This window comes from Anaerolineales bacterium (genome assembly GCA_019637805.1).
Classification (GTDB): domain Bacteria; phylum Chloroflexota; class Anaerolineae; order Anaerolineales; family UBA11579; genus JAMCZK01.
In genome coordinates, this window is record JAHBVB010000001.1 from 493,187 (window position 1) to 515,544 (window position 22,358).

Sequence of the window (22,358 nt, forward strand, 5' to 3'; positions counted from 1 at the left end):
TTTGACTCGCGGTGCGAAGCACCGCAGCTCTCCCACGTATTTATGTGTAGTTAGTCGCGTACGGTGATGCCCATGTTGCGGGCGGTGCCTTCGATCTGCTTCATCGCGGCTTCAATATCGTTGGCGTTCAAGTCCACCATCTTGACTTCGGCGATCTCACGCACTTGGGCGCGCGTCACCTCGCCAACCTTCTGGCGGTTGGGCTCACCAGAACCCTTGGCCGCGCCAGCGGCTTTGGCCAACAGCACCGAAGCGGGCGGGGTCTTGAGGATGAAGGTGAACGAGCCATCGGTGTAGATGGTGACCTGAGCGGGGATCACATCGCCCATACGGTTGGCCGTACGCGCGTTGTATTCCTTACAAAAACCCATCAGGTTGATGCCGTGGCCGGCCAGAGCCGGACCAATCGGCGGTGCGGGGCTGGCTTTGCCGGCCTCAATGCGCACGGTAACTACTGCTTTTAACTTCTTTGCCATTTTCTCTCCTTGGCGGTATTAGCGGCGCGCAGCCCTGAGCTGTGCAAGCCTCCCGCCTGATTGCTACGCTTTCTCGACCTGCAAAAAGTCCAGTTCAACCGGCGTTTCACGACCGAAGAAATTCACCATTACGCGCACCTTGGCGCGCTCCATGTCGATCTCCGAGACTGTGCCGCGGAAATCGTTGAAAGGGCCATCCACAATGCGTACACGTTCGCCCTGGCGGAAAGTGACCTTGATGCGCGGCGCTTCAGCTTCCATGCGCTTGACGATCTGAGCCACTTCTTCCGGACGCAGGGGCAGGGGCGTGTTGCCCTGGCCCACAAAGCTGGTCACGCCGGGGGTGTTGCGCACCACGTACCAAGACTCTTCGGTCATGACCATATTCACCAGGATGTACCCAGGGAACACGCGGCGCTCTACCGTGCGGCGCTTGCCTTCTTTGACTTCGATTTCCTCTTCGGTGGGCACCACCACATCAAAGATCATGTCTTTCATGCCCATCGACTCAATGCGCTGTTCCAGGTTGTGGCGCACTTTATTCTCGTAACCCGAGTAGCAGTGCACCACATACCAAGCGCGGTCATCGCCTTCGGCGTCAGCCGCGGGCGCCGTGGCTGCAGGCGCGTCTTCGTCTTCGGCAGCCGGCTCCTGAGCGGAAACCTCGCCAATAGCAATCGTTTCAGCTTCAGGAGGTGTTTCTTCTGCAGGCGCGGCCAAGTCGGCCTCTTGGCCGTCTTGTTCCTCTGCTACGAAGTCCTTCTCGTCCTCAACCATGCAAACTCACCAACTATTCTATCGCCCCAGCAACACAACAAACAGACGTTCAAACAAGAAGTCCAGGCTGCCCAAAATGGCGCCTGCCACCAGCATGACTATCAACACCACAATGGTCAGGTGAACGGCCTGCTCACGCGTCGGCCACGAGACCCGGCGAAGTTCGGTCACCGTCTCACGCGCCCAGCGCTGCAGGGCATTGGGTTCTCGCTTTACTGATTTGAGGCTCATATGCACACCTTATTCTGTGGGCAAAGCCGCTGTACAGCGGCTTTGCTTCAGTTTCTGTTTGATTGTCGGCAATTTAGGCAGGCGAGGCAGGAATCGAACCCGCAACCCCCGGTTTTGGAGACCGGTGCTCTGCCAATTGAGCTACTCGCCTATGTATTGCCAACCACTGGGACGCAGGGTTACTTCGTCTCGCGGTGCAACCGGTGAACACGGCAGCGCGGGCAGAACTTCTTCATTTCCAAGCGGTTCTGGTCGTTGCGCCGGCTTTTCTCGGAAGTGTAGTTGCGCTCATGGCACTCCGTACACTCCAAAGTGATCACCACTCGTATACCTTTTTTTCCAGCCATCTCTACGTCCTAGCTTACTGCCTGGTCTTAGTCCAGGATCTCGGTGATGACACCGGCGCCGACGGTCAGGCCGCCTTCGCGAATGGCGAACTTCGAGCCCTGCTCCAGCGCCACCGGCGTCCCCAACTCCACATCCAGGTTCACGTTGTCCCCAGGCATCACCATCTCCACCCCAGCAGGCAGGGTGATCTCGCCCGTCACGTCCAACGTCCGAATGTAGAACTGCGGCTTGTACCCACTGAAGAAGGCTTTGTGCCGCCCACCCTCTTCCTTCTTCAACACATACACTTCGCTCTTGAACTTGCGGTGCGGTTTGATGCTGCCAGGCTTGGCCAACACCATGCCGCGCTCCACCTGCTCACGGTCCACACCACGCAGCAACAGACCCGCATTGTCGCCTGCCAGTCCCTCTTCCAGCTGCTTGTGGAACATCTCAATGCCCGTCACCACCGTGCTGCCCGCTTCATCCCGCAGGCCCACAATGTCCACCGTGTCGTTCAGCTTGACCTTGCCGCGGTCAATGCGGCCAGTCACCACCGTGCCGCGACCTTTGATCGAGAACACGTCCTCCACAGACATCATGAACGGCTTGTCCACTTCACGCGTCGGCTCCGGAATGTACTCGTCCACCACCCGCAGCAGTTCCACGATCGGCGCATACTCTGGCGCATTGATGTCCGTGGAGGTGCTCTCCAAGGCCTTCAAGCCCGACCCGCGCACGATGGGGGTCTCATTGCCCGGGAAGCCATATTCATTCAGCAGCTCACGCAGCTCCAGCTCCACCAGCTCCAACAGTTCCGGGTCGTCCATCATGTCGGTCTTGTTCAGGAAGATGACGATGCTCGGCACTTCCACCTGGCGCGCCAGCAGCACGTGCTCACGCGTCTGCGGCATCGGCCCGTCCGGGGCCGCCACCACCAAGATGGCGCCGTCCACCTGCGCCGCTCCCGTGATCATGTTCTTGATGTAGTCCCGGTGGCCCGGCATGTCCACGTGCGCATAGTGGCGCTTCTCGGTCTCATACTCCACATGCGTGATGCTGATCGTGATGCCGCGCTCGCGCTCTTCCGGCGCATTGTCGATCTGGTCATAGGCTTTGAACTCGCCTTTGCCCATCAACGCCGCTACCTTCGTGATCGCGGCCGTCAACGTGGTCTTGCCATGGTCAATGTGCCCCATGGTCCCCACATTCAAATGCGGCTTACTCCGATCAAATTTTTCCTTCGACATAATTGCCTTCTCCTTCAAATTTTGCGTAATTCGTTTTTCTGGCTACAGAGCCCTCAATGGGATTTGAACCCATGACCTCATTCTTACCAAGAATGCGCTCTACCCCTGAGCTATGAGGGCTAACAATTGCTTGCGGCAATTGTTTTGCCTTGCGTGTTCCAGCGGCCGCTTCGCGGCTCACACGGTTGTTCGCGCCGCCTTCTCAGGCAGGCTTGTGGGCAGGGAGGGATTCGAACCCCCGAAGGCGATGCCATCTGATTTACAGTCAGACCCCGTTGTCCACTTGGGTACCTGCCCCAGCCGCAACGCGGTTGGCCGCGTGCGGAAGCCGACGATGGGAATCGAACCCATAACCTACCGCTTACAAGGCGGTTGCTCTGCCGTTGAGCTACGTCGGCGTATTCACATGTTAAAGAAGCCCGCACAAGGCGCGCCGCATTATACCAAGCCAGCCTTAGGCTTTCAAGGCAACTGGGCGAAGGCGAAGTGTATCCGCGGACAGGTAGGGAGTCAATAGACTCAGGAAAAGTTACGCGCTTGCCAAGCCATATATAGTGCCACAGAGCCGGCCACAGCCGCATTTAGCGACTCGATTTGGCCTTTCATCGGCAGGCTCAGCAAGCCATCACAGGATTCACGCACCAGGCGGCGCAAGCCCTCACCCTCACTGCCCACCACCAGGGCAATGGCGCCATCCAAACGCAGCCGGCCGAGCGGTTGGGCGCCGGGGCCGCCCTCCAGACCGATGACCCACACGTTCTCGCGTTTAAGTTCCTCGATCACCTGGGCCAGGTTGGCCTGCACCACCAGCAAGTGCTCGCTGGCGCCCGAGGAAGAGTTGACCACGGCCGGGGTGATGCTGGCGGTGCGCCGCTGCGGCAGCACGACTCCATGCACTCCGACCGCCTCTGCAGAGCGCAGCAACGTACCCAGGTTTTGCGGGTCTTGCAAAGAATCAAGGATCAAAAAGAAAGGGGGCTCGCCGGAAGATTTGGCCTTGGCCAGCAGCTCCCCCAAATGACTGTAGCGGAATTCATCAGCTTGCAGTGCCAGGCCCTGATGGTTGTCACCCAAGCCGTCCAGCTCATTGCGGCGCACTTGCTCGACGGGCACTTTGAGCTTTTGGGCCAGGTCTAGCGCGGCCTGCAAGACTGCACTGGTCTGTAAGCCTTGGGCCAGCTTCAAGCGATGGACTTTGCGACGGCCGGCCCGCAGGGTTTCATAGACTGCATGACGGCCATAGATCCATTCTTTCAAGTTTAGCCCCAGCGCCAGGAACTGCCGCCGGCGCTGTCTTCGACCAGGATGCCTTGCTCAGCCAGGCGGTCGCGGATCTTGTCCGAAAGCGCCCACAGCTTTTGGGCGCGGATCGCCTTGCGCAGCTCCAGCAATGTATCCATCAGAGCTGCACCGTTCTCTGCCGAGCGGGCGGCCTCCAGTAGGTCTGCCTGGCCCTCCAGCTCGGCAGCGATCTCATCGATCAGGCCATGCAGTGGGGCGACATCCGGCTGGCGCTCTACCGCTTTGAGACGCAGGCCCAGCACGCCGGAGAGCTCCAGGAGGACGTTCTGGGCTGCGGCCAGCTGGGCATCCGTAGCGCCGGCATCCCGCGCCTGGTTGATCTGGCGCACCAGCTCAAACATGACCGCCAAAGCCGCCGCGCTATTGAAGTCGTCATCCATCGCCTCAACGAAGGCCGGCGGAGCGGCTTCAGCACGGGCGTTCAGCGCCTCTATCGCCTCGGGGCTGGCGCCGCTGACACCCGGCAGGGCCGGACGCAGGCCGCTGCGCAAGCGGTCCAGGCCGCGCTCGGCTTGCTCCACGATCTCGGTGCTGTAAGTCAGCGGGTGGCGATAGCTGGTGTTCAGCACCATCATGCGCAGCGCATCCGCCGAGTGTGCATCCAAAAATTGCTGAATAGTGATCAGGTTGCCCAGCGACTTGGACATCTTCTCGCCCGAGAGCTGCATCATCCCATTGTGCATCCACACCTGGGCAAATGGCTTGCCGCTCAGGCTCTCGCTCTGGGCAATTTCGTTCTCATGATGGGGGAAGATCAGGTCATTGCCGCCGCCATGAATATCGATCTGCTCGCCCAAATGATGGAAGACCATGGCGGAGCACTCGATGTGCCAGCCGGGGCGGCCCGGCCCCCAGGGGCTGTCCCAGGCGGGTTCGCCCGGCTTGGCCGTCTTCCACACAGCGAAGTCCATGGGGTGTTCTTTGCGCTCATCGACATCGATGCGCGCTCCGGCGTTCATGTCCTCCAACCGGCGGCCGGAGAGCTTGCCATAATCCTCGTCTCGTTCAACCCGGTAGTAGACATCGCCGCCGGCCTCATAGGCCGCGCCCCCCGCCACCATGCCAGAAACCATATCGATGATGTAATCGATCTCCTGTGTGGCGCGCGGGTAGATCGTGGCAGGCAAGACATTCAATTCTCTGAGGTGCTTGGCGTATTCCTCAATGTAGCGTTCGGCCACGCTCAGCGAATCGCTGCCCTCGCTGTTGGCCTTTTGGATGATCTTGTCATCCACATCCGTGTAGTTCATGGCGTGCCGCACCTTATAACCGCGGTATTCCAAATAGCGCCGCACGACGTCAAAGATCAAAGATGACATGGCGTGCCCGATGTGCGCCGATGCGTACACGGTGGGGCCGCAGACATACATGGAGACTTCCCCAGGCACCAGCGGCTTGAATTCGTCGGTGCTGCGGGTGAGGGTGTTGTAGATACGCAATGCCATTGAGCTGCCTAACGTTTGCGTCCGCCGTTGCGGGTCGGACGTGGGGAATTTTTGGGTTTTTCTTCGGGCTTGGCAAAGACCATGCGCCCGGCTGCCGTCTGCAGCACCTTGGTCACCGAAGTGCGCACTTCTGCCCCCATAAAGTCCACCCCATCTTGCACCACGACCATGGTGCCGTCTTCGAGGTAACCGACGCCCTGGCGGTGCTCCCGCCCTTCCTGGATCACGCGCACGGTGAGTTCCTCGCCCGGCAAAAAGACCGATTTGACCGCGTTGGCCAGGTCATTGATGTTCAAGATCAGCACACCTTGCAGGTCGGCCACGCGGTTCAGGTTGAAATCGTTGGTCAGGATCGGCGCATGCATTTGGCGGGCCAGAACCACCAGCTTGTCATCCACCTCACGCATGCCTTCCACATCAATATCGCTGATCTGCACAGTGATATGCGGGTCCTTTTGCAGGGCCGCCAGCACTTCCAGGCCGCGACGGCCGCGCTGGCGGCGCAGCTTATCGGACGAATCGGCGATGTGCTGCAGTTCGTTCAGAACAAAACGCGGGATGAGCAAGGTGCCTGAAAGGAAGCCGGTACGCGCAATATCGGTGATGCGGCCATCAATGATCACGCTGGTGTCAGTCAGGATGGTGCGGCCGGCCGCCGGGGTGGCCTTGCTGCGGCCTTCGGCTGCGGCGCGGTTGCCGAAATTGCTGAAGATCGAAAATATCTCACCCTGGCGGTTGACGCTGGTCACCACACCCAGGTAGCTGAGAGCCACGGCAACCACGATCGGCAAAATTTGGCTGAGGGGCTGGGGCAGCAGGGACAGCGGCACAGCCAGCAAGCCCGAGACGATCAAGCCCAAGATCAGGCCCAGCAACCCGGCCATCAGCGAGCGCAGGGAAAGCTGGGAAAGAAACGTATAGGTGGCGCGCAGCGGGCGTAAAGCCAACCAGGGGGTCAGCAGCAGACCCACCAGGGCGCCCAGGGCGCTACCGGCTTGTGACCAAAGGGTGATGTCTTGTGAACCGACCAATGGGGCCAGGGCGCCCCCCAGATACCAGCCGGCAATGCCGAAAACCAGCATGCCGACCAAGCGCGAGAAAAACGCAATGCTCATTCATCTCCTAGTCTCTCACGCCCGCAATAGCGAAAAGCGCAGTCCCCTGCGCCAACCCTGTGTCTTTTAGATCATGAACCAGTTTGCTGGCAATGTCACTTCGCCAAAATAAGTCCGTGCTAACCCAAGGGTTAAGCGTGAGTCAAATAAGTGCAATAAACTGCAAGAACTGCGGCTATCTTAGCATGTGGGCCAAGCAGCGTCAATCAAAAGCGGATTTTAAATATGGTTAAAACAAACATCTGGTACGATTCATCAATCCATGAACGCTTCAAGCCACATTATTGAGGTAAACCAGGCTGATTTTCACACCGAAGTGCTGCTGCATTCCAGCCAGCGCCCAGTAGTGGTGGATTTTTGGGCCGAGTGGTGCGCGCCGTGCAAAGTGATCGCCCCCATTTTGGAAAAGCTGGCCCACGAGGAAGGCGGCGCCTTTCGCCTGGCCAAGGTAGATGTAGATGCCAACCCGGGGCTGGCCGAGCAATTTGGCGTGCGCGGCATCCCCGCCATCAAGGCTTTCCGCAATGGTCAGGTCGTGGCCGAATTCAGCGGTGTGCGTTCCGAAACAGAAATCCGCCAGTTTCTGAAAGCGCTACAGCCGCCCCTGGGTGACATGGCCACTGGCAAAGCTGATGCGCTGCTGGCAGAAGAAGCCTGGGAAGAAGCAGAAGATCTCTACCGCCAGGCACTGGATGACAACCCAGACCATCCGGCAGCCTTACTGGGCCTGGCGCGCAGCCTGCTGGCCCAGGGTCTGGCCGCCGCGGCACTGCCCATCCTGCGCGAGTTCCCAGTAAGCAAGCTCTACGCCACTGCAGAGCAGCTTATCCCGCTGGCGGAAACAATGGCCGCCGCAAACGACAGCCCGCCCGATGAGGCGGAGGAGCTGGACGCCCTGGCGGCCAACGCTATGCGCCTGGCCGGGCGCGGCCAATTGCTGGCGGCGATGGATGGCCTGCTGGACGTGCTGCGCGAGAACAAGCAGCACGCCGCCGGCCGCACCCGGCAAGTCTTCCTGGGCTGCCTGGCCGTGCTGGGCGATGAGAACCCGAACACGCGTGCCTACCGCGCTGACCTGGCGGCCCTGCTCTTCTAAAGAGACGACATGAGTGAACCCACCGAAGCCTTTGAGCCACAAGAAATGCTTACCCCGCACATAGCGCGGGTATTCGACATCCAACAGATCATCCCCGGGGGCGGCCGCTTCCCCTTCATCACCAAGTATGTGGGCCGCCTGACCCAGGATTCGGAAACAGCCTATGCCGCACTGAGCCACAGCTTGGACAAGATGGGCATCACCCCGCTCTTTTTGGAGGAGAAGGGTCAGCACATCATCCAGCTGATGCCCTCACCTCCCAAGCCGAAAGGTTCCAATCCGCTGGTCAATTTGGTCATGTTCATCCTGACTGTGGTCAGCATGCTGATGGCCGGCACCCTGTACAGCTATGACGGGCCGGCTGTGGAAGACAGCATGCTGCTGATCCAGCAAGTATTCGCCCGCTTGGGCGATGGTGTGCCCTTCGCCGCCAGCTTATTGGCGATCTTGCTGGCGCATGAATTTGGCCATTACCTGGCGGCGCGTTACCACAAGACCGCAGTGACCCTGCCCTATTTTCTGCCTTTCCCGCTCAGCATATTTGGCACATTGGGGGCGTTCATTCAGCTCAAGGAGCCGCCGCGCAACAAGCGCGTGCTGCTGGATATTGGCCTGGCAGGGCCGCTGGCTGGGCTGCTGGTGGCCATCCCTGTGTTGCTGTTGGGCCTGTCGCTCTCAGAGATCACGCAGCTGCCCAACTTTGTGCGCGCCGGCGATGCTTACAGTTTGGAGGGCAATTCCATCCTCTATCTGCTGGCCAAGTACGCCGTGCATGGCCAGTGGCTTCCCCAGCCCGCCAGCTATGAGTTGTCCCCTCTGCTGCATTGGGTGCGCTTCCTGTTCACCGGCCAGCCCATCCCACTGGGCGGCGCGGATGTCTTTTTGCATCCCATCGCCTGGGCAGGCTGGGCGGGTCTCTTGGTGACGGCCCTCAATCTCATTCCGGCGGGCCAACTGGACGGCGGGCACCTGCTCTACAGCTTGCTGGGGAAATTGAGCAGCTTTGCGCTGCCCGTCATTTTGGGCGTGCTGGCTGTGTTGGGCTTCTTCTGGTCTGGTTGGTGGCTGTGGGTCTTCTTGATCTTAATGATGGGCGGCAGGCACGCCCAACCCCTGGACCAGATCACGCAGCTCGACCGGCCGCGCATCCTGCTGGCCATTTTTGGGCTGATCATTTTCCTGCTGGTGTTTATCCCCGTGCCGCTGCAGATCATCGAAGGCCCCTTCGGCGGCTAAGGCTGCACCTCCAGCAAAAGCTCCACGCGGTCAATCGGCCGGCCCAGGCTGTAGACCCACACATCGAACTGCACAGTCTGCGGGTCAGGGCTTGAGCTCAGGTCGCCGCTTTCCCAGCGCCGGATGCCAACTACATCGCCGCGGCTGTCATAGGCCACGGCCAACACCCACACCATGCTGGGTGGCGCCGACACCTTTACCCCACCAGTCACCTGTGCGGAAAGACCATCTGTCGAGACTTGAATACGCTCCTCGTAGGGTTGCGCCGCCAAATAATAGTCATCCACCGTCAGCGGGTAGGCAGCGCTCAGCTGCCCGCGAGCCGTGTGCCAACCCTCGGGCGCTTCAGGCAAATAGGCCACCAGGGGCATTGCATCTCCAGGGGGCAAGATATTCAAAGGCGGATTGGCCACAAGATTGATGATGGCCTTGCCCTGGGCATCAAGCAATTGAATTAAGCCGCCAAGGTTCTCGACAATTACTTCATTGATATTGCGCACCAGGAGAAAGCACCACAGCTCGTTAGCCGCAGTGGTGTAGCAGGCGGCCGGGCTGACATCAGCCGCGGCGGCGGTGGGGTTCGGCAGTGCCTGAGCAGCTTCATCACTGGAAGGGATGAACAGCTGCATCCCCGGTGAAATAAAAGTGGAGTTCACATCCGGGTTGGCCAACTGCAGGGCCTGCAGGCTGATGCCGTGCCGGGCGGCGATCGAAAAGAAAGTGTCCCCAGACACTACGGTATACAGAGAGGGTGTGGCGGTGGGCAGCACAACCGGCTCCGTGGGGGCTGGCGGGCTGGCCGTGGGGGTGGCGGTTTGATAAACCTGCACGGGCTGGTTCGGCGCCGGGGTCAAGCCGGCCTCAGCGCCCGGTGCGCAGGCCGCCAAACCCACAAAGAGCAGAAGCCATTTAGTTGCTTGCACCGGCAAATTATACCGAGCGGCCTGCCAATGCCGGCCTGGCTTGTTGGCCCATATACGCTGTGCTACACTCACCGCATATGAGCGCCAACTCCTCCAAAGATGCCTTATTGGAGAAAGCCGTTGAGGCCAGCAAGCAAGGCAACCCGGCACTTGCGCGCCAGCTTTTATTAAAGCTGCTCAAAAGAGACAACCGAGAGCCGCTGTATTGGCTGCTGATGAGCACCACAGTGGAATCTCGCGAAGAACGCATTTATTGTCTGCAAAATGTGCTCTTTCTGGACCCCGAAAACAGTGCCGCCCGGCATGACCTAAAACTGCTGGATGCGGATGCGCCGCTGCCCCACGTGCCCGCTTTCCTGCCCGAAGAAACCGAGGAATGGCACACCAAAGAGATCGCCGCGCCCAAGATCCGCAAACGCAGGCGCAAAACGCGCGAGAAACCCTGGTCGTTGCGCGGCATTTTGGCGGCCCTGGGCGTGGGCGTCGCATTAATTCTATTGGCCTATTACGCCGCGGAAAACAATCTACTGGACGAGTGGATGGACAGTCTGGGCAGCGGCAGTCCCCAAGCCCAAGCCAGTCCTGGCGATGGCAGCACCGCGCCGCCCAGCCGCGCCACGGCTACCCTGCCAGTGTTGGTGCCCAGCAACCCGCAAGAGTTGCTGCAAGCCACCTACACCCCCACGCCGGTTTATGTGGACACGCCCCACCCAGAAAGCCCAAGTTACACGGAAGGACTGCAGGCGCTGGGAGCACAAAACTGGGCGGCCGCCGCCAATGCCTTTGAAGCGCTGCTGACCAGCAACCCACAAGCAGCAGACGTGGCGTACTACCTGGGCGAAGCCTACCTGGGCGCCGGCAACCTGACGGCGGCCAACGCGGCCTTTGACCGCGCCATTCAAACCCTGCCCAGCTTTGCCCCGGCTTACCTGGGGCGGGCGCGGGCCAGCCTGGCCGGCAGCAACGGCGATGTGATCACCGATCTGAACACCGCCGTGCTGCTGGACGCCAATTATGTCGATGCCTATTTGCAGCGAGCCGCCTTCAACCTGGGGCGGAACAACCTGGATGCCGCCGGCGAAGACATTGCCAGCGCGGCCAGCCTGGCTCCCAACTCGCCGCTGGTGCTGTACTATCAGGCCCGCCTGTCCCTGGCGCGCGGCGACTACGCAGCCGCCTTGCAGAGCAGCCAACTGGCGCACGACCTGGACCTGACCCTGTTGCCCAACTATCTGGCCAAAGCGGAGGCGGAACAGGGTTCCGGCGACTACCCGGCCTCGATCGTGACCATGCAACGCTATCTCAGTTTCAATGGCCGCGACCCGCTGGGCTGGCAACTGCTCGGCCTGGGCTTTGAACACACCGGCAAAAGCGCAGACGCATTGAATGCCTTCGACCACGGCCTGACGCTGGACCCCAACCTGCCCTACGCCTCGTACTATCACGGCCTTCAAGACCTGGAAGAAGGCCGCCCCTCCAGCGCGCTGGGATACATGCAAATCGCCGTCAACGGCTTGCCCGATTGGTTCGAAGCCCGCATTGGTTTGGCTCGCGCCCACCTGTTCACCGGCAACCCCAGCCTGGCCTTTTTTGAAATCAACACCAGCAGCCCGCGTGTGGAGACAGACCAGCAGCGTGCCATGTTCTTTTACTGGCGGGCCATGTCCCTGGAAGCGCTGGGCCAAAACCAGAACGCACTGGCGGATTGGCGCAGCCTGCTGGAGCTACCCGCCAGCGCCAGCCCCGAGGATTGGCGCCAGACGGCCCAAGGCCGGGTGGACGGTTAAGCCGCCGGCTATTGCCAAGCCCATGGGGCAGGGCTATAATGCCGCCCGTTCGTTATATACGTAAATAAACATGCCGATCTACACTTACCACTGCGCCAATTGCGGCCACGAGTTTGACGTGCGCCAAGGTTTTGAAGACAACCCGCTGAAGATCTGCCCGGAATGCCGCAAGCATTCCCTGCAAAAGGTCTACAAACCGGCTGCCGTAGCCTTTAAGGGTTCCGGCTTCTACGTAACTGACAAAAAGAAACCCTCCGCCCTGCCGGCCACCAAGCCCAGCGCGCCGGCGGCCACGGAGAGCAAACCCAGCAGCGGGGATACCAGCAGCGCGCCAGCTAAAGAAACCACCGCAAAAGAGAAGACCGCTGGCGAAAGCAAACCAGCGGCCAAAACCGAATAACCTTGTCAAAAAAAACTCGCCGGCCGGCGAGTTTTTGTCAGTAGATCAACCTTCTTCCAACATGCGCATGGCTTCTTCGGAGGTGATTTTGCCCTTGTCCAGGTCCTCCAGAATACGGCGACGCTCTTCTTCGGTGAGCTTGGCGACGGCATCTTTGCCCGGCTCATAACCCAAAGCCCGAATGACCTCGTGCAGGCGGCTGCGAATGGTGGGGTAAGAGAGGCCGAAGTCCTCTTCCATACGGGTGATCTTGCCCTCGTTGCGCACAAAGGCTTCTACGAAATGCAGCTGTTCTTCGCTCAGGCGGGAAAAGGCGCCGGCCAGAAAGCGACCTTCGATCGCCGTGTCACACTCGCGGCAAACCAGGCGGGTGATGTGCAGTTCGCCGTGGCAAACGGGGCATTCGTGGGGAATCGGGTACATACGCGCATTATACACGCCAGCTTGGCGGCGTGCGGCGGGCCGCGCCGGTCAATCCTGCGCGCCGCGCTGGGCCGCAGCTTGCGCCAGCACTTCGAGCATTTCCCCATGAATGCGGCCGTTATTGGCCACTACGGCCAGTATTTCCTGCATCTGGATGGGCTGGCCATCTGGCTGGGTAAGCACACCGCCGGCTTCCTCCACGATCAGCCGGGCGGCCGCCATATCCCAGGCGCGCAACTTGAACTCCCAGTAGCCATCCAAGCGCCCAGCCGCCACGTAGGCCATGTCCAACGCCGCCGAGCCCGCCCGGCGAATGCCCTGCGCCCGGCGCAGAAATGCGCCCAATTCGGTGATGTTGTTGTGCTGGCTGGTATGGCTGTCGTACGGGAAACCGGTGGCGATCAGCCCTGCGGTCAGCGAAGCCACATGGCTGACCTGCAGGCGCTGCTTTGTCCCGGCGCGGGTCAGGAAAGCTCCCCATCCCTGTACCGCCGTGAAAAGCTCATCACGCAAAGGGTCAAAGACCACCCCCACCAGAGGGACGTCGTCTTTGTATAGCGCGATCGAGACCGAAAACACGGGGAAATTGTGCGCATAGTTGCTGGTGCCATCCAGGGGATCGATATACCAGGCATGGCCATCCTGGCTTTCTCGACGGCTGCCTTCTTCGCCGACGATGCCGTGGCCGGGGTAGGCTGCTGTCAGTCGCCCGACGATCAACTCCTCTGAGGCGCGGTCATACTCGGTGACCCAATCCACAGCAGAGCTTTTGTGCTCCACCCGCTTTTCTTTTTCATAGCCTTGCTCCAGCAAAGCCCCGGCCTGGCGAGCGCAGTCCACCGCCAGGGTCAAATAGTGCTCCAGGTCTGCTGGAATTTCATGCTTGGTCAAACAAGCCTCTATTCTTTAGAGTTTATGCTCATAGACCGACTTGAGGTAGGCTTCCACCGCAGCAGCCTTAGGCAGGCTCAGCGCATGGCGGGCGATCTCGCGGCACTCGTCCATCGACCAGCCACGGACCAGATCCTTGATATTGGGGATGTGGACCGGAGACATGCTGAACTCATCCAAACCCAGGCCCAGCAACAAAGGGACTGCCGCCGGGTTGGAGGCGAATTCGCCGCACAGGCCCACCCATTTTCCGTGGTGATGAGCGGCTTCAATCGTGATTTGGATCAGCCGCAATACGCCGGGATGGAAAGTGCTGGCAATGTGGACCACACGTTCATTGGTGCGGTCGACGGCCATGGTGTACTGAGTAAGGTCATTGGTGCCGATGCTAAAAAAGTCCACCACGGGGGCGATGTGCTCTGCCACCAAAGCAGCCGAGGGCACCTCAACCATGATGCCGAACTGGGGGGTTTGGCAAGCGGGCAGGCCTTCATTTTGCAGCTGCTCCTGTGCCAGCTGCAGCAGGCTGCGGGCCTGCTCCACCTCTGTCAGGCGCGAGACCATCGGCACCATAATGCGCAGGTCTGCATCCACCCCGGCGCGCAGCAGAGCGCGCAACTGGGAAAGCAGCACGTCTGAGCGGCCATCCATCATGCGGATGGCGCGCCAGCCGAGGAAGGGGTTGGCCTCGTCCTTGAACCCCAGGTAAGGCACAGCTTTGTCGCCGCCAATGTCCAGAGTCCGCACGACGACCGGCTTGCCGCGCAGCACCTCAAAAATCTGCCGGTAGGCCTGGGTTTGTTCCTCCTCGGTGGGCATCTGCTCACGGTCGAGGAAAAGAAACTCCGTACGGAACAGCCCCACCCCTTCGGCGCCATGCTGCAGAGCCTTCTGGGCGCCCTCCAGATTGCCAATATTGGCCACAATTTCTACGACGTGGCCGTCCAGCGTGATGGCGGCTTCGTGGCTGCGCGCTTCGGCCGCGCTGTGTTTGGCATGCAGTTGGGCCTGCTCAGCTTGTTTGGCAGCCAACAGATCCGGATGCGGGTCAAGGATCAGTTGGCCGGTGCTGCCATCCACGATCACCTGAGGGCTGCGCTCCGCAGCGGCCAAGTCCACCGGCACGCTCACCAGGGCGGGGATGCCCATGCTGCCCGCCAGGATGGCGGTGTGCGATGTGGGGCCGCCCTGCACGGTCACCAAAGCCAACAGCTTGGACTTCTCAAACTGCATGGTGTCGGAGGGCGTTAGATCCTCGGCCAGCACAACCACCGGGTAGGCCGGAAAATCTCGCAAGCCCGTGTCCACGCCCAGCAGCAGGTTCACCAGCCGGCGGCCCACATCCCGCAAATCAATCGCCCGCGCCTGAAAATAGTCGTCCTCCAAAGCGCTGAGCTGGGCCGCAGCAGCAGCGATCGCCGCGTCCACAGCCGCCTCGGCACAGATCTTCTCGCTCTGTACGGTGTGGGTAATGACCTTGATCAGTTCATCGTCTTCCAGAAAAAGCTGGTGTGCCTCGAAAATCTCGGCCTCAGCCTGGCCGATCTCGGCGCGGGTTTTAGTGGCCAGATCGCCTAGCTGCTGCAGCGCTTCCTGCCGGGCGGCTTCGAAGCGTTCCAGTTCCTGGTCCACATCCGCAATGCTGCGTCGTTTCACGGCCGCTTGCGCTGGCCGGTAGATCCAGGGTTTGCCGATGGCGATCCCAGCCGAGGCTGGGACCCCTTTGATGGTGAGATTGGCTACAGCAGTATCCATTGTGTTCCGTGCAAGACGAATAAGTGCAGCTTCTTAAGCCCGTGCGCCTTGCTATCCTTCGGCTTTGAGCTTACCACTTCGAGCACAGCGTGCCAAGTAATGCACCTTGAATCCAGTGAGGCTGTGGACAGCGCATCGGATTAAAAAGAGACGGCCCGAAAACCGGGCCGTCTCTTCAGCTCCTCGGGTAGGATTCGAACCTACAGCCTAGCGGTTAACAGCCGCCCGCTCTGCCATTGAGCTACCGAGGAAGGCGGCTGGATTATATTCGGGGTAACTGGGGGTGTCAACCACCGCATTCACGGAGGGCCGCTCGCCACCCCTGCGAACATGTATAATCGCCTATCAAGGCAGACAGCATCCTATGGCTCTCCAAGGCAATTTGCAAGACTTCAGTACTACCCAGCTGCTCAACCTGGTCAACCTGGCCAGCAAAAGCGGCGCGCTGCTGGTGGACGTGCCCAGCGAAGGCGCCCGGCTAATCTTCCGCCAGGGCAAGCTGGCTTACGCGCAGCTGGCCAGCGATGCGGACGGCGCCCAAAGCAGCCTGCCTGAAGTATTGCACCGCTCTGAAAAGATCAACGACGCCCAATTGGCCACGCTGCGCACACGCGCCGGCAGCATGAGCGACAAAGAGTTGGGCCTGCTGCTGATCAACTCCGGGTATGTCACCCGCAGCGATATTCTGGAAAGTCTGCAGGACTATTATGTAGGCATCATTCAACAGCTCTTCACTTGGGTCGAAGGCCACTTCAAGTTCGAGACCAGCCAGGACGTGCCTGAGGGCAAGATCCCCTTGCGCATCCCATTGGAGAATTTGATCATTGAGGGCGCCCGCCAGGTATCCGAGTGGGAGCAACTCAACTTGGAAGTGCCCACGCTGGATATGGCGCTGGCCTTCACTGACCGCCCTGGGGTCAATCTCAAGAAGGTCAACCTCAATGTTGAAGAATGGCGGGTCGTCTCTTATATCAATCCCAAGAACAGCATCCGCCAGATCGCCAAAGCCAGCAAAATGAATGATCTGGAGATCCGCCGCATCGTGTACGGCTTGCTGCAGGCCGGGCTGGTGAAGCTGGTGCGCGCCGAAGGGGCGTCCACCCAGTTGGACGGTCTGAAAGCCGCCTTCCCCGGCATGGAAGCCCAGGAGCAAAAGAACCTGATCACCCGACTGATGGATCGCATTCGCTCAATTTAGGGAGCCCGCCATGCTTACCGTAAAAATGGTCGTCACCGGCCCCTTCAGTGCAGGCAAAACAGAATTCATCCAAACCGTCAGTGAAATCGATGTAGTTTCCACCGAACGCAAGATCAGCAGCGCCGAAGAGCGCATTAAAGAGACCACCACGGTGGCCATGGACTTCGGCCGCATCACCGTGGATGACAACCTGGTGCTGTATCTGTTTGGCACGCCAGGGCAAAAACGCTTCGACTTTATGTGGGAGATCTTGTCTGAGGGCATGCTGGGTTTCATTGTCATGGTGGACAGCACCCGGCCCGAAACCTTCCGTGAAGCGCGCGGCATCCTCGAAGCGTTCCGGGCCTTCTCCCCCACTCCTTATGTAGTGGCCGCCAGCAAGCAAGACCTGCCAGACGCCTGGGATCTGGACGACATGCGCGTGGCCTTGCGTCTGGAAGAAGGCGTCAAAATGCTGCCCTGCGTCTCCATGAACAAAGACAACGTCAAAACCGTGCTGCTGGAACTCCTCGAGAACATCCTCAACGAGCTGGACGCTTAGCCACACCGACCAAATAGTACCAATGGGCCATGAGGGCATGGGGGCGGGCTACGTTCTCTGTCTAGATGGACGCCAGTACGTTGCGTGCCTATCCACGCATTCCAATTCTTTTGCTGATCGAACAGGCAGACCTGCGCCAGATGCTGGTGGCTGGCCTGAGCCTGCAAGGTTACCTGCCTGGCACCAAGCCCACCACAGAAACGCAACTGGTCATCCTGCACAGCGGGCCAGACGACCCACCCGGCGCCCTGGCCAGCCAGTTGGCCGCATGGCAGGCTAAGGGAGTGCCGGTAATGGTGATATCCAGCGAAAGGGAAGCTGGATATGGAGAAGCCTGCTTGGAAATGGGCGCCAGCGAATACCTAAGCATGCCGTTTGAGCTGGAAGACCTGCTGGAGCGCATCCGGCTGTGCCTCTCCCTGCCCGCACAAACGCAAACGTTTTAGGCTAGAATCCAAGAAATTGGCATAGGAGTTTGAATCATATGAAAAAAGGGACATTCCTCGCCCTTGGTGTGGTCTTGTTGCTGGCGCTCGGCGCCTGCAATATGCCGGGCGGCAACTCTGCCGCTCAGGTGCAGACCGCCGCGGCAGAAACCGTAAGCGCTAACCTGACCCAGAGCGCGCTGCTAACCCCTAGTGCCACCAACACTCCGGAACCCAGCCCCACGCCAGAGCCGAGCAACACACCGGACGTAACCAACACGCCACCGCCCACCACCTCCAGCGGCGGCGGCACGGGCGGCAACAGCTGCGACAACATTCAATTCGTGTCTGATGTGACCATCCCGGATGGGCAGCAGGTGGCCGCCGGCACGGAATTCACCAAGACCTGGCGCCTGCGCAATGCGGGCACCTGCACCTGGACCACAGGCTATGCCGTGGTATTTGTCAGCGGCAATTCGATGAGCGGCCCGGCCAGCCAGCCGTTGAGCGCCAACGTAGTGCCTGGCAGCACAGTGGACATTTCCGTAAAACTGATCGCGCCCACCAGCAGCGGTGAGCACACCGGCTATTGGGCGCTGCGCAACACCAGCAACCAGAACTTCGGCAGTTTCTACGTGGTGATCAACTCGGGCAGTGGCGGCAGCAGTGGGGGCGGAAGCGGCAGCGGCAGCAACTTTAACGCCGTCAGCGTCGGCCAGATCGACGCCAACGGCGCCTTTGGTTCCGCCGCCCATGTCGGCGCCAACAACGACGTGGGCGTGCGCGGTTTTGTGGCCTTTGACATCTCAAAGATCCCCAGCAACGCCACCATCACGGAAGTCAAAGTGGACTTTAGCAGCTACGACACCATGGGCAACCCCTTTGACAGCCTGGGCTGTCTGCAGGGCTATGCCGGCAGTTTCTTCCCGTTGGACGCCGGCGACTACAACGCCAGCGGCGCCGGGCCGGACATGCAGTGGTGCAACAAGACCGAGCTATCCACAGTGTTCATCAATGACGCCGTCAAGAGCCGCCTGCAGGCTGCCCTGGGCTCCTCCACGCTCGAGTACCAACTGCGCTTCACCGGTACACCAGCCGGCAGTACCCTGGTGCGCTTCCTGGGCGGGATCAAGCTGACCATCAGCTACACTACGCCCTAGACAAGTAAGTGCAACCCGAAGTACAAAGGCCCTGCAGTTGCAGGGCCTTTGTTTTACTATGCGCATGGACACAAGCACGCTGACCGCCCGCATCAAAGCCAAAGCCCGCCAGATGGGTTTTGGCCTGGTGGGCGTGACTGAAGCGCAGCCGTCGGCGCAAATGGAAGGCTACCTGGCCTGGTTGGCCGCCGGGCGCCACGGCAGCATGGCCTACCTGGCCGAGCCGCGCGCTGTTGAGCGCCGCCGTGATCCGCGCTCCATCTTGCCGGAATGCAAATCCATCCTGGTCTTGGGTCTGCCATACGATAACCCCGGCCCGCCGCAGCCCCAGGAAAACGCCGGCCGTGTGGCCGCCTATGCCTGGGGGCAGGACTATCACGAAGTGCTCAAGCCCCAGTTGCAAGCCCTGGTGGCTTTTATTGAAGAGCAGGCCGGCCAGGCGGTGCCCAACCGTTGGCATACCGACAGCGGACCCTTGCTGGAACGCGAACTGGCCCAGCGCGCCGGGCTGGGCTGGATCGGCAAGAACAGCCTCTTGATCAACCCCCAAGCCGGTTCTTATTTTCTTTTGGCCGAGATCCTGCTGGGCATTGAACTGCTAGCCGATGCACCTTTGGAAACCGACCATTGTGGCAGCTGCACGCGCTGTCTTGACGCCTGCCCGACCGACTGCATTCTGCCGGATCGCACCCTGGACGCCACACGTTGCATCTCCTACCTGACCATTGAGCTCAAAGGGCCGATCCCCCCGGAACTGCGCCCAGCCCTGGGCAACCTGGTGTTCGGCTGCGATATTTGCCAGCAGGTCTGTCCCTGGAACCAGCGCTTTGCGCCACGAGAAGGCGCCAGCCTGCTGGGCAGCGACCCCCAGCAGGCCTGGGTGGATTTTGACGCCGGTCTTTCCCTGGACCGCAGGGGCTTCAATCAGACATACAAAGGCAGGCCCATCAAGCGCAGCAAGCGCCGCGGCTACCTGCGCAACCTGGCCGTAGCGGCGGGCAACAGCCGCGACCGGCAGCGGGTGCCAGCCCTCGCCAGCCTGCTGCAACAAGATGAGGAGCCGCTGGCGCGCGGCCATGCCGCCTGGGCGCTGGGCTGCATTGGCGGCCAGCAAGCCCAGGCGGCCCTGCAGGCCGCTCAGCAATCAGAAACCGACGAGTACGTTCGCCAGGAAATTGCGGCCGCGCGGGCCGCAGGGGAGTCATAAAACAGCCCTGGCTTCGCCAGGGCTGTTTTATATCTATTGGCTCAGATAATTGAAAGTGCTTATGATCTGGTCGATCACCGCCAAGTCGCCCACGCCGGTGATCTCCAGGTAGTCATCGCCAAGGACAAAGAAATACAGCAAGCTTTGCCTGCCGCTGGTGTCCTCCAAAAGCATACGCACTGCCGCCGGGCCGCCAGCGAAGGAAAGCTCGCTTTCCTCAAGGATTGCATTGCCAGAACTGGTCAGCGCGCCATGCCGCATCGCTACCCGCGCAGGCAGGTCGCCTTTGGGATCCCACAGGTAACCGGCGATCTGCAGTAGGCTCTCGCCTTCAGGAACACTTTCGATGCCCGCCGCGCCCGGGTCCCAGGAAGCGATCTGTAGGTAGCCGCCGCGCGAGCCTTGCTCACCGCCCAGCAGATGCCAGGCAGCCGGATAGTGCAGGGCGAACCGATTCAGCCCGTCCTGATACACAGCCTCCAAGGCCGGCAGGGTGCTCGCCGGCTGGCTGGATGGGGCAGCCTCTTCGGCGACGATGGCATCCAGTGGACTGTTAGATACGGGTTGTGCGGGTGCTGAACAGGCCGCCAGTGCGGCCAACAAACCAAGCCATATAAGCTTTTTCATAGTGGTTTCTCCTGAAGAGAGAACGTTGAGGGGAGCCGCTTAGTTCCCCAGCTAGGCGGCCGCGTTGTGCGCGCCGGGTCGTCTCAGCAACCAGACCAGGACAAAGATCAGGGTGCAGGTCAGCACAATGGCGGCCCCGGAAGCCACATTGAAGTAAAAGGAGATGTATAAACCCAGGAAGCCGCTGCCCGCCGCGATCAGGGCGGCCAGCAGCATCATCCGCGGCAGGCTTTTGGTCAGCAGCATAGCAGTGGCCGCCGGGGTAACCAGCATGGCAGCCACCAAGGCCACGCCCACAGTTTGCAGCGAAGCCACAATCGCCACCGCCGTCAGCAGGGAGAGCAGGATTTCGAGAAAGCGAGCGGGCAGCCGCAGGGTGGTGGCCAGCTGGGCGTCAAACGCCAGCACCAGGAATTCTTTATAAAAGGCCCACACCAGCAAGAGCACAACCGCCCCTACAGTAAAGGTCAGCCCAATATCCTGATTGGTGATCCCCAGAATATTGCCGAAAAGGAAATGTGAAAGATCCACCGCATAACTGCGCGCCGTGGAGATCAGCGCCACACCCAGCGCAAACATGCCGGCAAAAACAATGCCGATGGCGGTGTCCTGCTTCAAACGGCCGTCCCGGCTGAGGGCGCCAATGCCCAGGGAGCTCACCACTGCGGCGGCCAGTGCCCACCAGAACAGGGCGCCGCGCTGCCCGCCGCTGACCAGGTAACCCAGGGCCATGCCAGGCAGAATGGTGTGGGCCAGCGCATCGCCCAGAAAGGCCATGCCGCGCAATACGATGTAGCAGCCCACCACGGCGCAGATCACGCCGACCAGGCTGGCGGCCAGCAGCCCGCGCTGCATGAAGTCAAAGGCCAGCGGTTCCAGCAGCCAATCAAACATGGGTGTGACCCCCGCTGTCGCCCAGCAACAGGCGTCCGTCTTTGGTCTCGATCGCCTGCATATGGCCGCCATAGGCCGCGGTCAAATGCTCGCCGCTGAGGACTTGCTCCGGCGGCCCGTAAGCCACCAGCCGGCGGTTGAGCAACAGAATGCGGTCAAAGTGTTCTGCGGCCAGCCCCAGGTCATGCGTGGCAAAAAGCACGCTGATGCTCAGAGCGCGCAGTTCGTCCAAAATATTCACAATTTGTTCCTGCGAGGGGATATCCAACCCGGCCAGTGGTTCGTCCAGCAGCAGCAGATCGGCGCCCTGGGCCAGGGCGCGGGCGATGAACATGCGCTGGCGCTGGCCGCCGGACAGCTGGCCGATCTGGCGCTGGGCCAAACCAGTCAGCCCCACGCGGGCCAGGCTCTCATCCACCAGTCGCCGGTCCTCCGCGCCCGGCCAGCGCAGCAGGCCCAGGTGCCCGCTGCGACCCATCATGACCACATCTCGCACGCTGACCGGGAAGGTCCAGTCCACCTGGCTGCTTTGCGGCACATAAGCCAGGCAGTGGTGCTGGGCCGGGGCGTGCCCATAAATGCGCACCTGGCCGGCGCTGGGCAGCAGCAGGCCCGCCAGGACATTGAACAAAGTCGATTTGCCCGCCCCATTGGGGCCAACCACGGCCACGCGCAACCCAGGCTCCACCTGCAGCGAAACGTCCTCCAGCGCCAAGTGCCCGTCAAAACGCACGCTCAGCTTGCGCAGATCGACGGCCACCGAGCGCTGGCCATGTGTATGGGCAGGGCTTGGATTGAAAATACTTTTCAACATAGAGTTTGCGATTTTACCGCGAAGACGACATAACAGATGAGCGGGCCGGTGGCGCCGG

The 22,358-nt window shown here is 60.7% G+C and carries 24 protein-coding genes and 5 tRNA genes; 9 read left to right on the forward strand and 20 right to left on the reverse strand.

Annotated elements, in window-relative coordinates:
* Window positions 1-50: 50 nt before the first annotated feature.
* The 12 genes from rplK to KF885_02385 all read right to left on the reverse strand — a co-directional run bounded on the left by rplK (window position 51) and on the right by KF885_02385 (window position 6,923).
* The gene (gene rplK / locus KF885_02330; GenBank protein ID MBX3047993.1) at window positions 51-476 is read right to left on the reverse strand and encodes a 50S ribosomal protein L11; all 426 of its coding nucleotides are present in this window, start codon (window positions 474-476) and stop codon (window positions 51-53) included.
* Window positions 477-539: 63 nt separating this feature from the next.
* A complete protein-coding gene (gene nusG / locus KF885_02335) occupies window positions 540-1,148 on the reverse strand; it encodes a transcription termination/antitermination protein NusG (protein ID MBX3047994.1) in 609 nt (202 codons plus the stop codon).
* 123 nt (window positions 1,149-1,271) lie between these two features.
* Window positions 1,272-1,484, reverse strand: a complete 213-nt coding sequence (secE, locus tag KF885_02340; protein ID MBX3047995.1) for a preprotein translocase subunit SecE — start codon at window positions 1,482-1,484, stop codon at window positions 1,272-1,274.
* 78 nt (window positions 1,485-1,562) lie between these two features.
* A tRNA-Trp gene (locus tag KF885_02345) sits at window positions 1,563-1,635 on the reverse strand.
* Between the two features lie 28 nt (window positions 1,636-1,663).
* The gene (gene rpmG, locus KF885_02350; protein ID MBX3047996.1) at window positions 1,664-1,831 is read right to left on the reverse strand and encodes a 50S ribosomal protein L33; all 168 of its coding nucleotides are present in this window, start codon (window positions 1,829-1,831) and stop codon (window positions 1,664-1,666) included.
* A gap of 27 nt (window positions 1,832-1,858) precedes the next feature.
* Window positions 1,859-3,061, reverse strand: coding sequence for an elongation factor Tu (gene tuf / locus KF885_02355; protein MBX3047997.1), 1,203 nt, complete (start codon window positions 3,059-3,061; stop codon window positions 1,859-1,861).
* A gap of 48 nt (window positions 3,062-3,109) precedes the next feature.
* A tRNA-Thr gene (locus KF885_02360) sits at window positions 3,110-3,181 on the reverse strand.
* A gap of 95 nt (window positions 3,182-3,276) precedes the next feature.
* A tRNA-Tyr gene (locus KF885_02365) sits at window positions 3,277-3,358 on the reverse strand.
* 29 nt (window positions 3,359-3,387) lie between these two features.
* Window positions 3,388-3,459, reverse strand: a tRNA-Thr gene (locus KF885_02370).
* A 121-nt stretch (window positions 3,460-3,580) separates the two neighbouring features.
* Window positions 3,581-4,318, reverse strand: a complete 738-nt coding sequence (gene rlmB, locus KF885_02375; GenBank protein MBX3047998.1) for a 23S rRNA (guanosine(2251)-2'-O)-methyltransferase RlmB — start codon at window positions 4,316-4,318, stop codon at window positions 3,581-3,583.
* Between the two features lie 2 nt (window positions 4,319-4,320).
* A complete protein-coding gene (cysS, locus tag KF885_02380) occupies window positions 4,321-5,808 on the reverse strand; it encodes a cysteine--tRNA ligase (GenBank protein MBX3047999.1) in 1,488 nt (495 codons plus the stop codon).
* Window positions 5,809-5,816: 8 nt separating this feature from the next.
* The gene (locus KF885_02385) at window positions 5,817-6,923 is read right to left on the reverse strand and encodes a PIN domain nuclease (GenBank protein MBX3048000.1); all 1,107 of its coding nucleotides are present in this window, start codon (window positions 6,921-6,923) and stop codon (window positions 5,817-5,819) included.
* Between the two features lie 262 nt (window positions 6,924-7,185).
* On the opposite strand from KF885_02385, the gene trxA reads away from it, so the two are divergent.
* Window positions 7,186-8,019 carry a thioredoxin gene (trxA, locus tag KF885_02390; protein ID MBX3048001.1) on the forward strand — a complete coding sequence of 278 codons (834 nt, stop codon included), beginning with the start codon at window positions 7,186-7,188 and terminating at the stop codon, window positions 8,017-8,019.
* Window positions 8,020-8,028: 9 nt separating this feature from the next.
* The gene (locus tag KF885_02395; protein ID MBX3048002.1) at window positions 8,029-9,255 is read left to right on the forward strand and encodes a site-2 protease family protein; all 1,227 of its coding nucleotides are present in this window, start codon (window positions 8,029-8,031) and stop codon (window positions 9,253-9,255) included.
* Here KF885_02395 and KF885_02400 read toward each other — a convergent pair.
* Window positions 9,252-10,178 carry a LysM peptidoglycan-binding domain-containing protein gene (locus KF885_02400; protein MBX3048003.1) on the reverse strand — a complete coding sequence of 309 codons (927 nt, stop codon included), beginning with the start codon at window positions 10,176-10,178 and terminating at the stop codon, window positions 9,252-9,254. The two genes, KF885_02395 and KF885_02400, sit on opposite strands and share 4 nt — an antisense overlap.
* Window positions 10,179-10,255: 77 nt before the next feature.
* Here KF885_02400 and KF885_02405 point away from each other — a divergent pair, with 77 nt between their 5' ends.
* A complete protein-coding gene (locus KF885_02405; GenBank protein MBX3048004.1) occupies window positions 10,256-11,965 on the forward strand; it encodes a tetratricopeptide repeat protein in 1,710 nt (569 codons plus the stop codon).
* Window positions 11,966-12,035: 70 nt separating this feature from the next.
* The gene (locus KF885_02410) at window positions 12,036-12,365 is read left to right on the forward strand and encodes a zinc ribbon domain-containing protein (protein ID MBX3048005.1); all 330 of its coding nucleotides are present in this window, start codon (window positions 12,036-12,038) and stop codon (window positions 12,363-12,365) included.
* Between the two features lie 45 nt (window positions 12,366-12,410).
* Here KF885_02410 and KF885_02415 read toward each other — a convergent pair whose 3' ends face one another.
* From KF885_02415 to KF885_02430, 4 genes are all read right to left on the reverse strand, one after another.
* Complete coding sequence (locus KF885_02415) at window positions 12,411-12,788, reverse strand: DUF2089 domain-containing protein (GenBank protein ID MBX3048006.1); 378 nt, start codon at window positions 12,786-12,788, stop codon at window positions 12,411-12,413.
* Window positions 12,789-12,836: 48 nt separating this feature from the next.
* Window positions 12,837-13,679, reverse strand: coding sequence for an inositol monophosphatase (locus KF885_02420; protein MBX3048007.1), 843 nt, complete (start codon window positions 13,677-13,679; stop codon window positions 12,837-12,839).
* Between the two features lie 15 nt (window positions 13,680-13,694).
* Window positions 13,695-15,434 (reverse strand): phosphoenolpyruvate--protein phosphotransferase, encoded by a 1,740-nt coding sequence (gene ptsP, locus KF885_02425; protein MBX3048008.1) that lies wholly within the window; start codon window positions 15,432-15,434, stop codon window positions 13,695-13,697.
* A 179-nt stretch (window positions 15,435-15,613) separates the two neighbouring features.
* Window positions 15,614-15,685, reverse strand: a tRNA-Asn gene (locus KF885_02430).
* A gap of 113 nt (window positions 15,686-15,798) precedes the next feature.
* On the opposite strand from KF885_02430, the gene KF885_02435 reads away from it, so the two are divergent.
* The 5 genes from KF885_02435 (at window position 15,799) to queG (ending at window position 19,965) form a co-directional block, all read left to right on the forward strand.
* Window positions 15,799-16,632 (forward strand): DUF4388 domain-containing protein, encoded by an 834-nt coding sequence (locus KF885_02435; GenBank protein MBX3048009.1) that lies wholly within the window; start codon window positions 15,799-15,801, stop codon window positions 16,630-16,632.
* Between the two features lie 10 nt (window positions 16,633-16,642).
* Entirely contained in the window at window positions 16,643-17,173 is a 531-nt protein-coding gene (locus tag KF885_02440) for an ATP/GTP-binding protein (GenBank protein ID MBX3048010.1), read from the forward strand.
* Between the two features lie 65 nt (window positions 17,174-17,238).
* A complete protein-coding gene (locus KF885_02445; GenBank protein MBX3048011.1) occupies window positions 17,239-17,619 on the forward strand; it encodes a response regulator transcription factor in 381 nt (126 codons plus the stop codon).
* A 38-nt stretch (window positions 17,620-17,657) separates the two neighbouring features.
* On the forward strand, window positions 17,658-18,758 hold the full coding sequence (locus tag KF885_02450; protein MBX3048012.1) for a hypothetical protein: 1,101 nt from the start codon (window positions 17,658-17,660) through the stop codon (window positions 18,756-18,758).
* 64 nt (window positions 18,759-18,822) lie between these two features.
* A complete protein-coding gene (queG, locus tag KF885_02455; GenBank protein MBX3048013.1) occupies window positions 18,823-19,965 on the forward strand; it encodes a tRNA epoxyqueuosine(34) reductase QueG in 1,143 nt (380 codons plus the stop codon).
* A 33-nt stretch (window positions 19,966-19,998) separates the two neighbouring features.
* Here queG and KF885_02460 read toward each other — a convergent pair whose 3' ends face one another.
* From KF885_02460 to KF885_02470, 3 genes are read right to left on the reverse strand one after another with little or no spacing between them, the layout of a single operon-like run.
* Window positions 19,999-20,592: a hypothetical protein gene (locus KF885_02460; protein ID MBX3048014.1), complete on the reverse strand. Its 594-nt coding sequence runs from the start codon at window positions 20,590-20,592 to the stop codon at window positions 19,999-20,001.
* 51 nt (window positions 20,593-20,643) lie between these two features.
* Complete coding sequence (locus KF885_02465) at window positions 20,644-21,486, reverse strand: metal ABC transporter permease (protein ID MBX3048015.1); 843 nt, start codon at window positions 21,484-21,486, stop codon at window positions 20,644-20,646.
* Window positions 21,479-22,300, reverse strand: a complete 822-nt coding sequence (locus KF885_02470) for a metal ABC transporter ATP-binding protein (GenBank protein MBX3048016.1) — start codon at window positions 22,298-22,300, stop codon at window positions 21,479-21,481. Before KF885_02470 ends, KF885_02465 begins: the two co-directional genes overlap by 8 nt.
* Between the last annotated feature and the right edge of the window lie 58 nt (window positions 22,301-22,358).

What these genes read in the sequence shown, in the direction of transcription:
- KF885_02470 (MBX3048016.1), bottom strand. Translation starts at nt 22,300, where the DNA reads ATGTTGAAAAGTATTTTCAATCCAAGCCCTGCCCATACACATGGCCAG.
- KF885_02440 (MBX3048010.1), top strand. Translation starts at nt 16,643, where the DNA reads ATGCTTACCGTAAAAATGGTCGTCACCGGCCCCTTCAGTGCAGGCAAA.
- KF885_02460 (MBX3048014.1), bottom strand. Translation starts at nt 20,592, where the DNA reads ATGAAAAAGCTTATATGGCTTGGTTTGTTGGCCGCACTGGCGGCCTGT.
- KF885_02395 (MBX3048002.1), top strand. Translation starts at nt 8,029, where the DNA reads ATGAGTGAACCCACCGAAGCCTTTGAGCCACAAGAAATGCTTACCCCG.
- ptsP (MBX3048008.1), bottom strand. Translation starts at nt 15,434, where the DNA reads ATGGATACTGCTGTAGCCAATCTCACCATCAAAGGGGTCCCAGCCTCG.
- rplK (MBX3047993.1), bottom strand. Translation starts at nt 476, where the DNA reads ATGGCAAAGAAGTTAAAAGCAGTAGTTACCGTGCGCATTGAGGCCGGC.
- tuf (MBX3047997.1), bottom strand. Translation starts at nt 3,061, where the DNA reads ATGTCGAAGGAAAAATTTGATCGGAGTAAGCCGCATTTGAATGTGGGG.
- KF885_02385 (MBX3048000.1), bottom strand. Translation starts at nt 6,923, where the DNA reads ATGAGCATTGCGTTTTTCTCGCGCTTGGTCGGCATGCTGGTTTTCGGC.
- KF885_02405 (MBX3048004.1), top strand. Translation starts at nt 10,256, where the DNA reads ATGAGCGCCAACTCCTCCAAAGATGCCTTATTGGAGAAAGCCGTTGAG.
- KF885_02435 (MBX3048009.1), top strand. Translation starts at nt 15,799, where the DNA reads ATGGCTCTCCAAGGCAATTTGCAAGACTTCAGTACTACCCAGCTGCTC.
- KF885_02450 (MBX3048012.1), top strand. Translation starts at nt 17,658, where the DNA reads ATGAAAAAAGGGACATTCCTCGCCCTTGGTGTGGTCTTGTTGCTGGCG.
- KF885_02415 (MBX3048006.1), bottom strand. Translation starts at nt 12,788, where the DNA reads ATGTACCCGATTCCCCACGAATGCCCCGTTTGCCACGGCGAACTGCAC.
- cysS (MBX3047999.1), bottom strand. Translation starts at nt 5,808, where the DNA reads ATGGCATTGCGTATCTACAACACCCTCACCCGCAGCACCGACGAATTC.
- rpmG (MBX3047996.1), bottom strand. Translation starts at nt 1,831, where the DNA reads ATGGCTGGAAAAAAAGGTATACGAGTGGTGATCACTTTGGAGTGTACG.
- queG (MBX3048013.1), top strand. Translation starts at nt 18,823, where the DNA reads ATGGACACAAGCACGCTGACCGCCCGCATCAAAGCCAAAGCCCGCCAG.
- KF885_02465 (MBX3048015.1), bottom strand. Translation starts at nt 21,486, where the DNA reads ATGTTTGATTGGCTGCTGGAACCGCTGGCCTTTGACTTCATGCAGCGC.
- KF885_02445 (MBX3048011.1), top strand. Translation starts at nt 17,239, where the DNA reads ATGGACGCCAGTACGTTGCGTGCCTATCCACGCATTCCAATTCTTTTG.
- trxA (MBX3048001.1), top strand. Translation starts at nt 7,186, where the DNA reads ATGAACGCTTCAAGCCACATTATTGAGGTAAACCAGGCTGATTTTCAC.
- secE (MBX3047995.1), bottom strand. Translation starts at nt 1,484, where the DNA reads ATGAGCCTCAAATCAGTAAAGCGAGAACCCAATGCCCTGCAGCGCTGG.
- KF885_02410 (MBX3048005.1), top strand. Translation starts at nt 12,036, where the DNA reads ATGCCGATCTACACTTACCACTGCGCCAATTGCGGCCACGAGTTTGAC.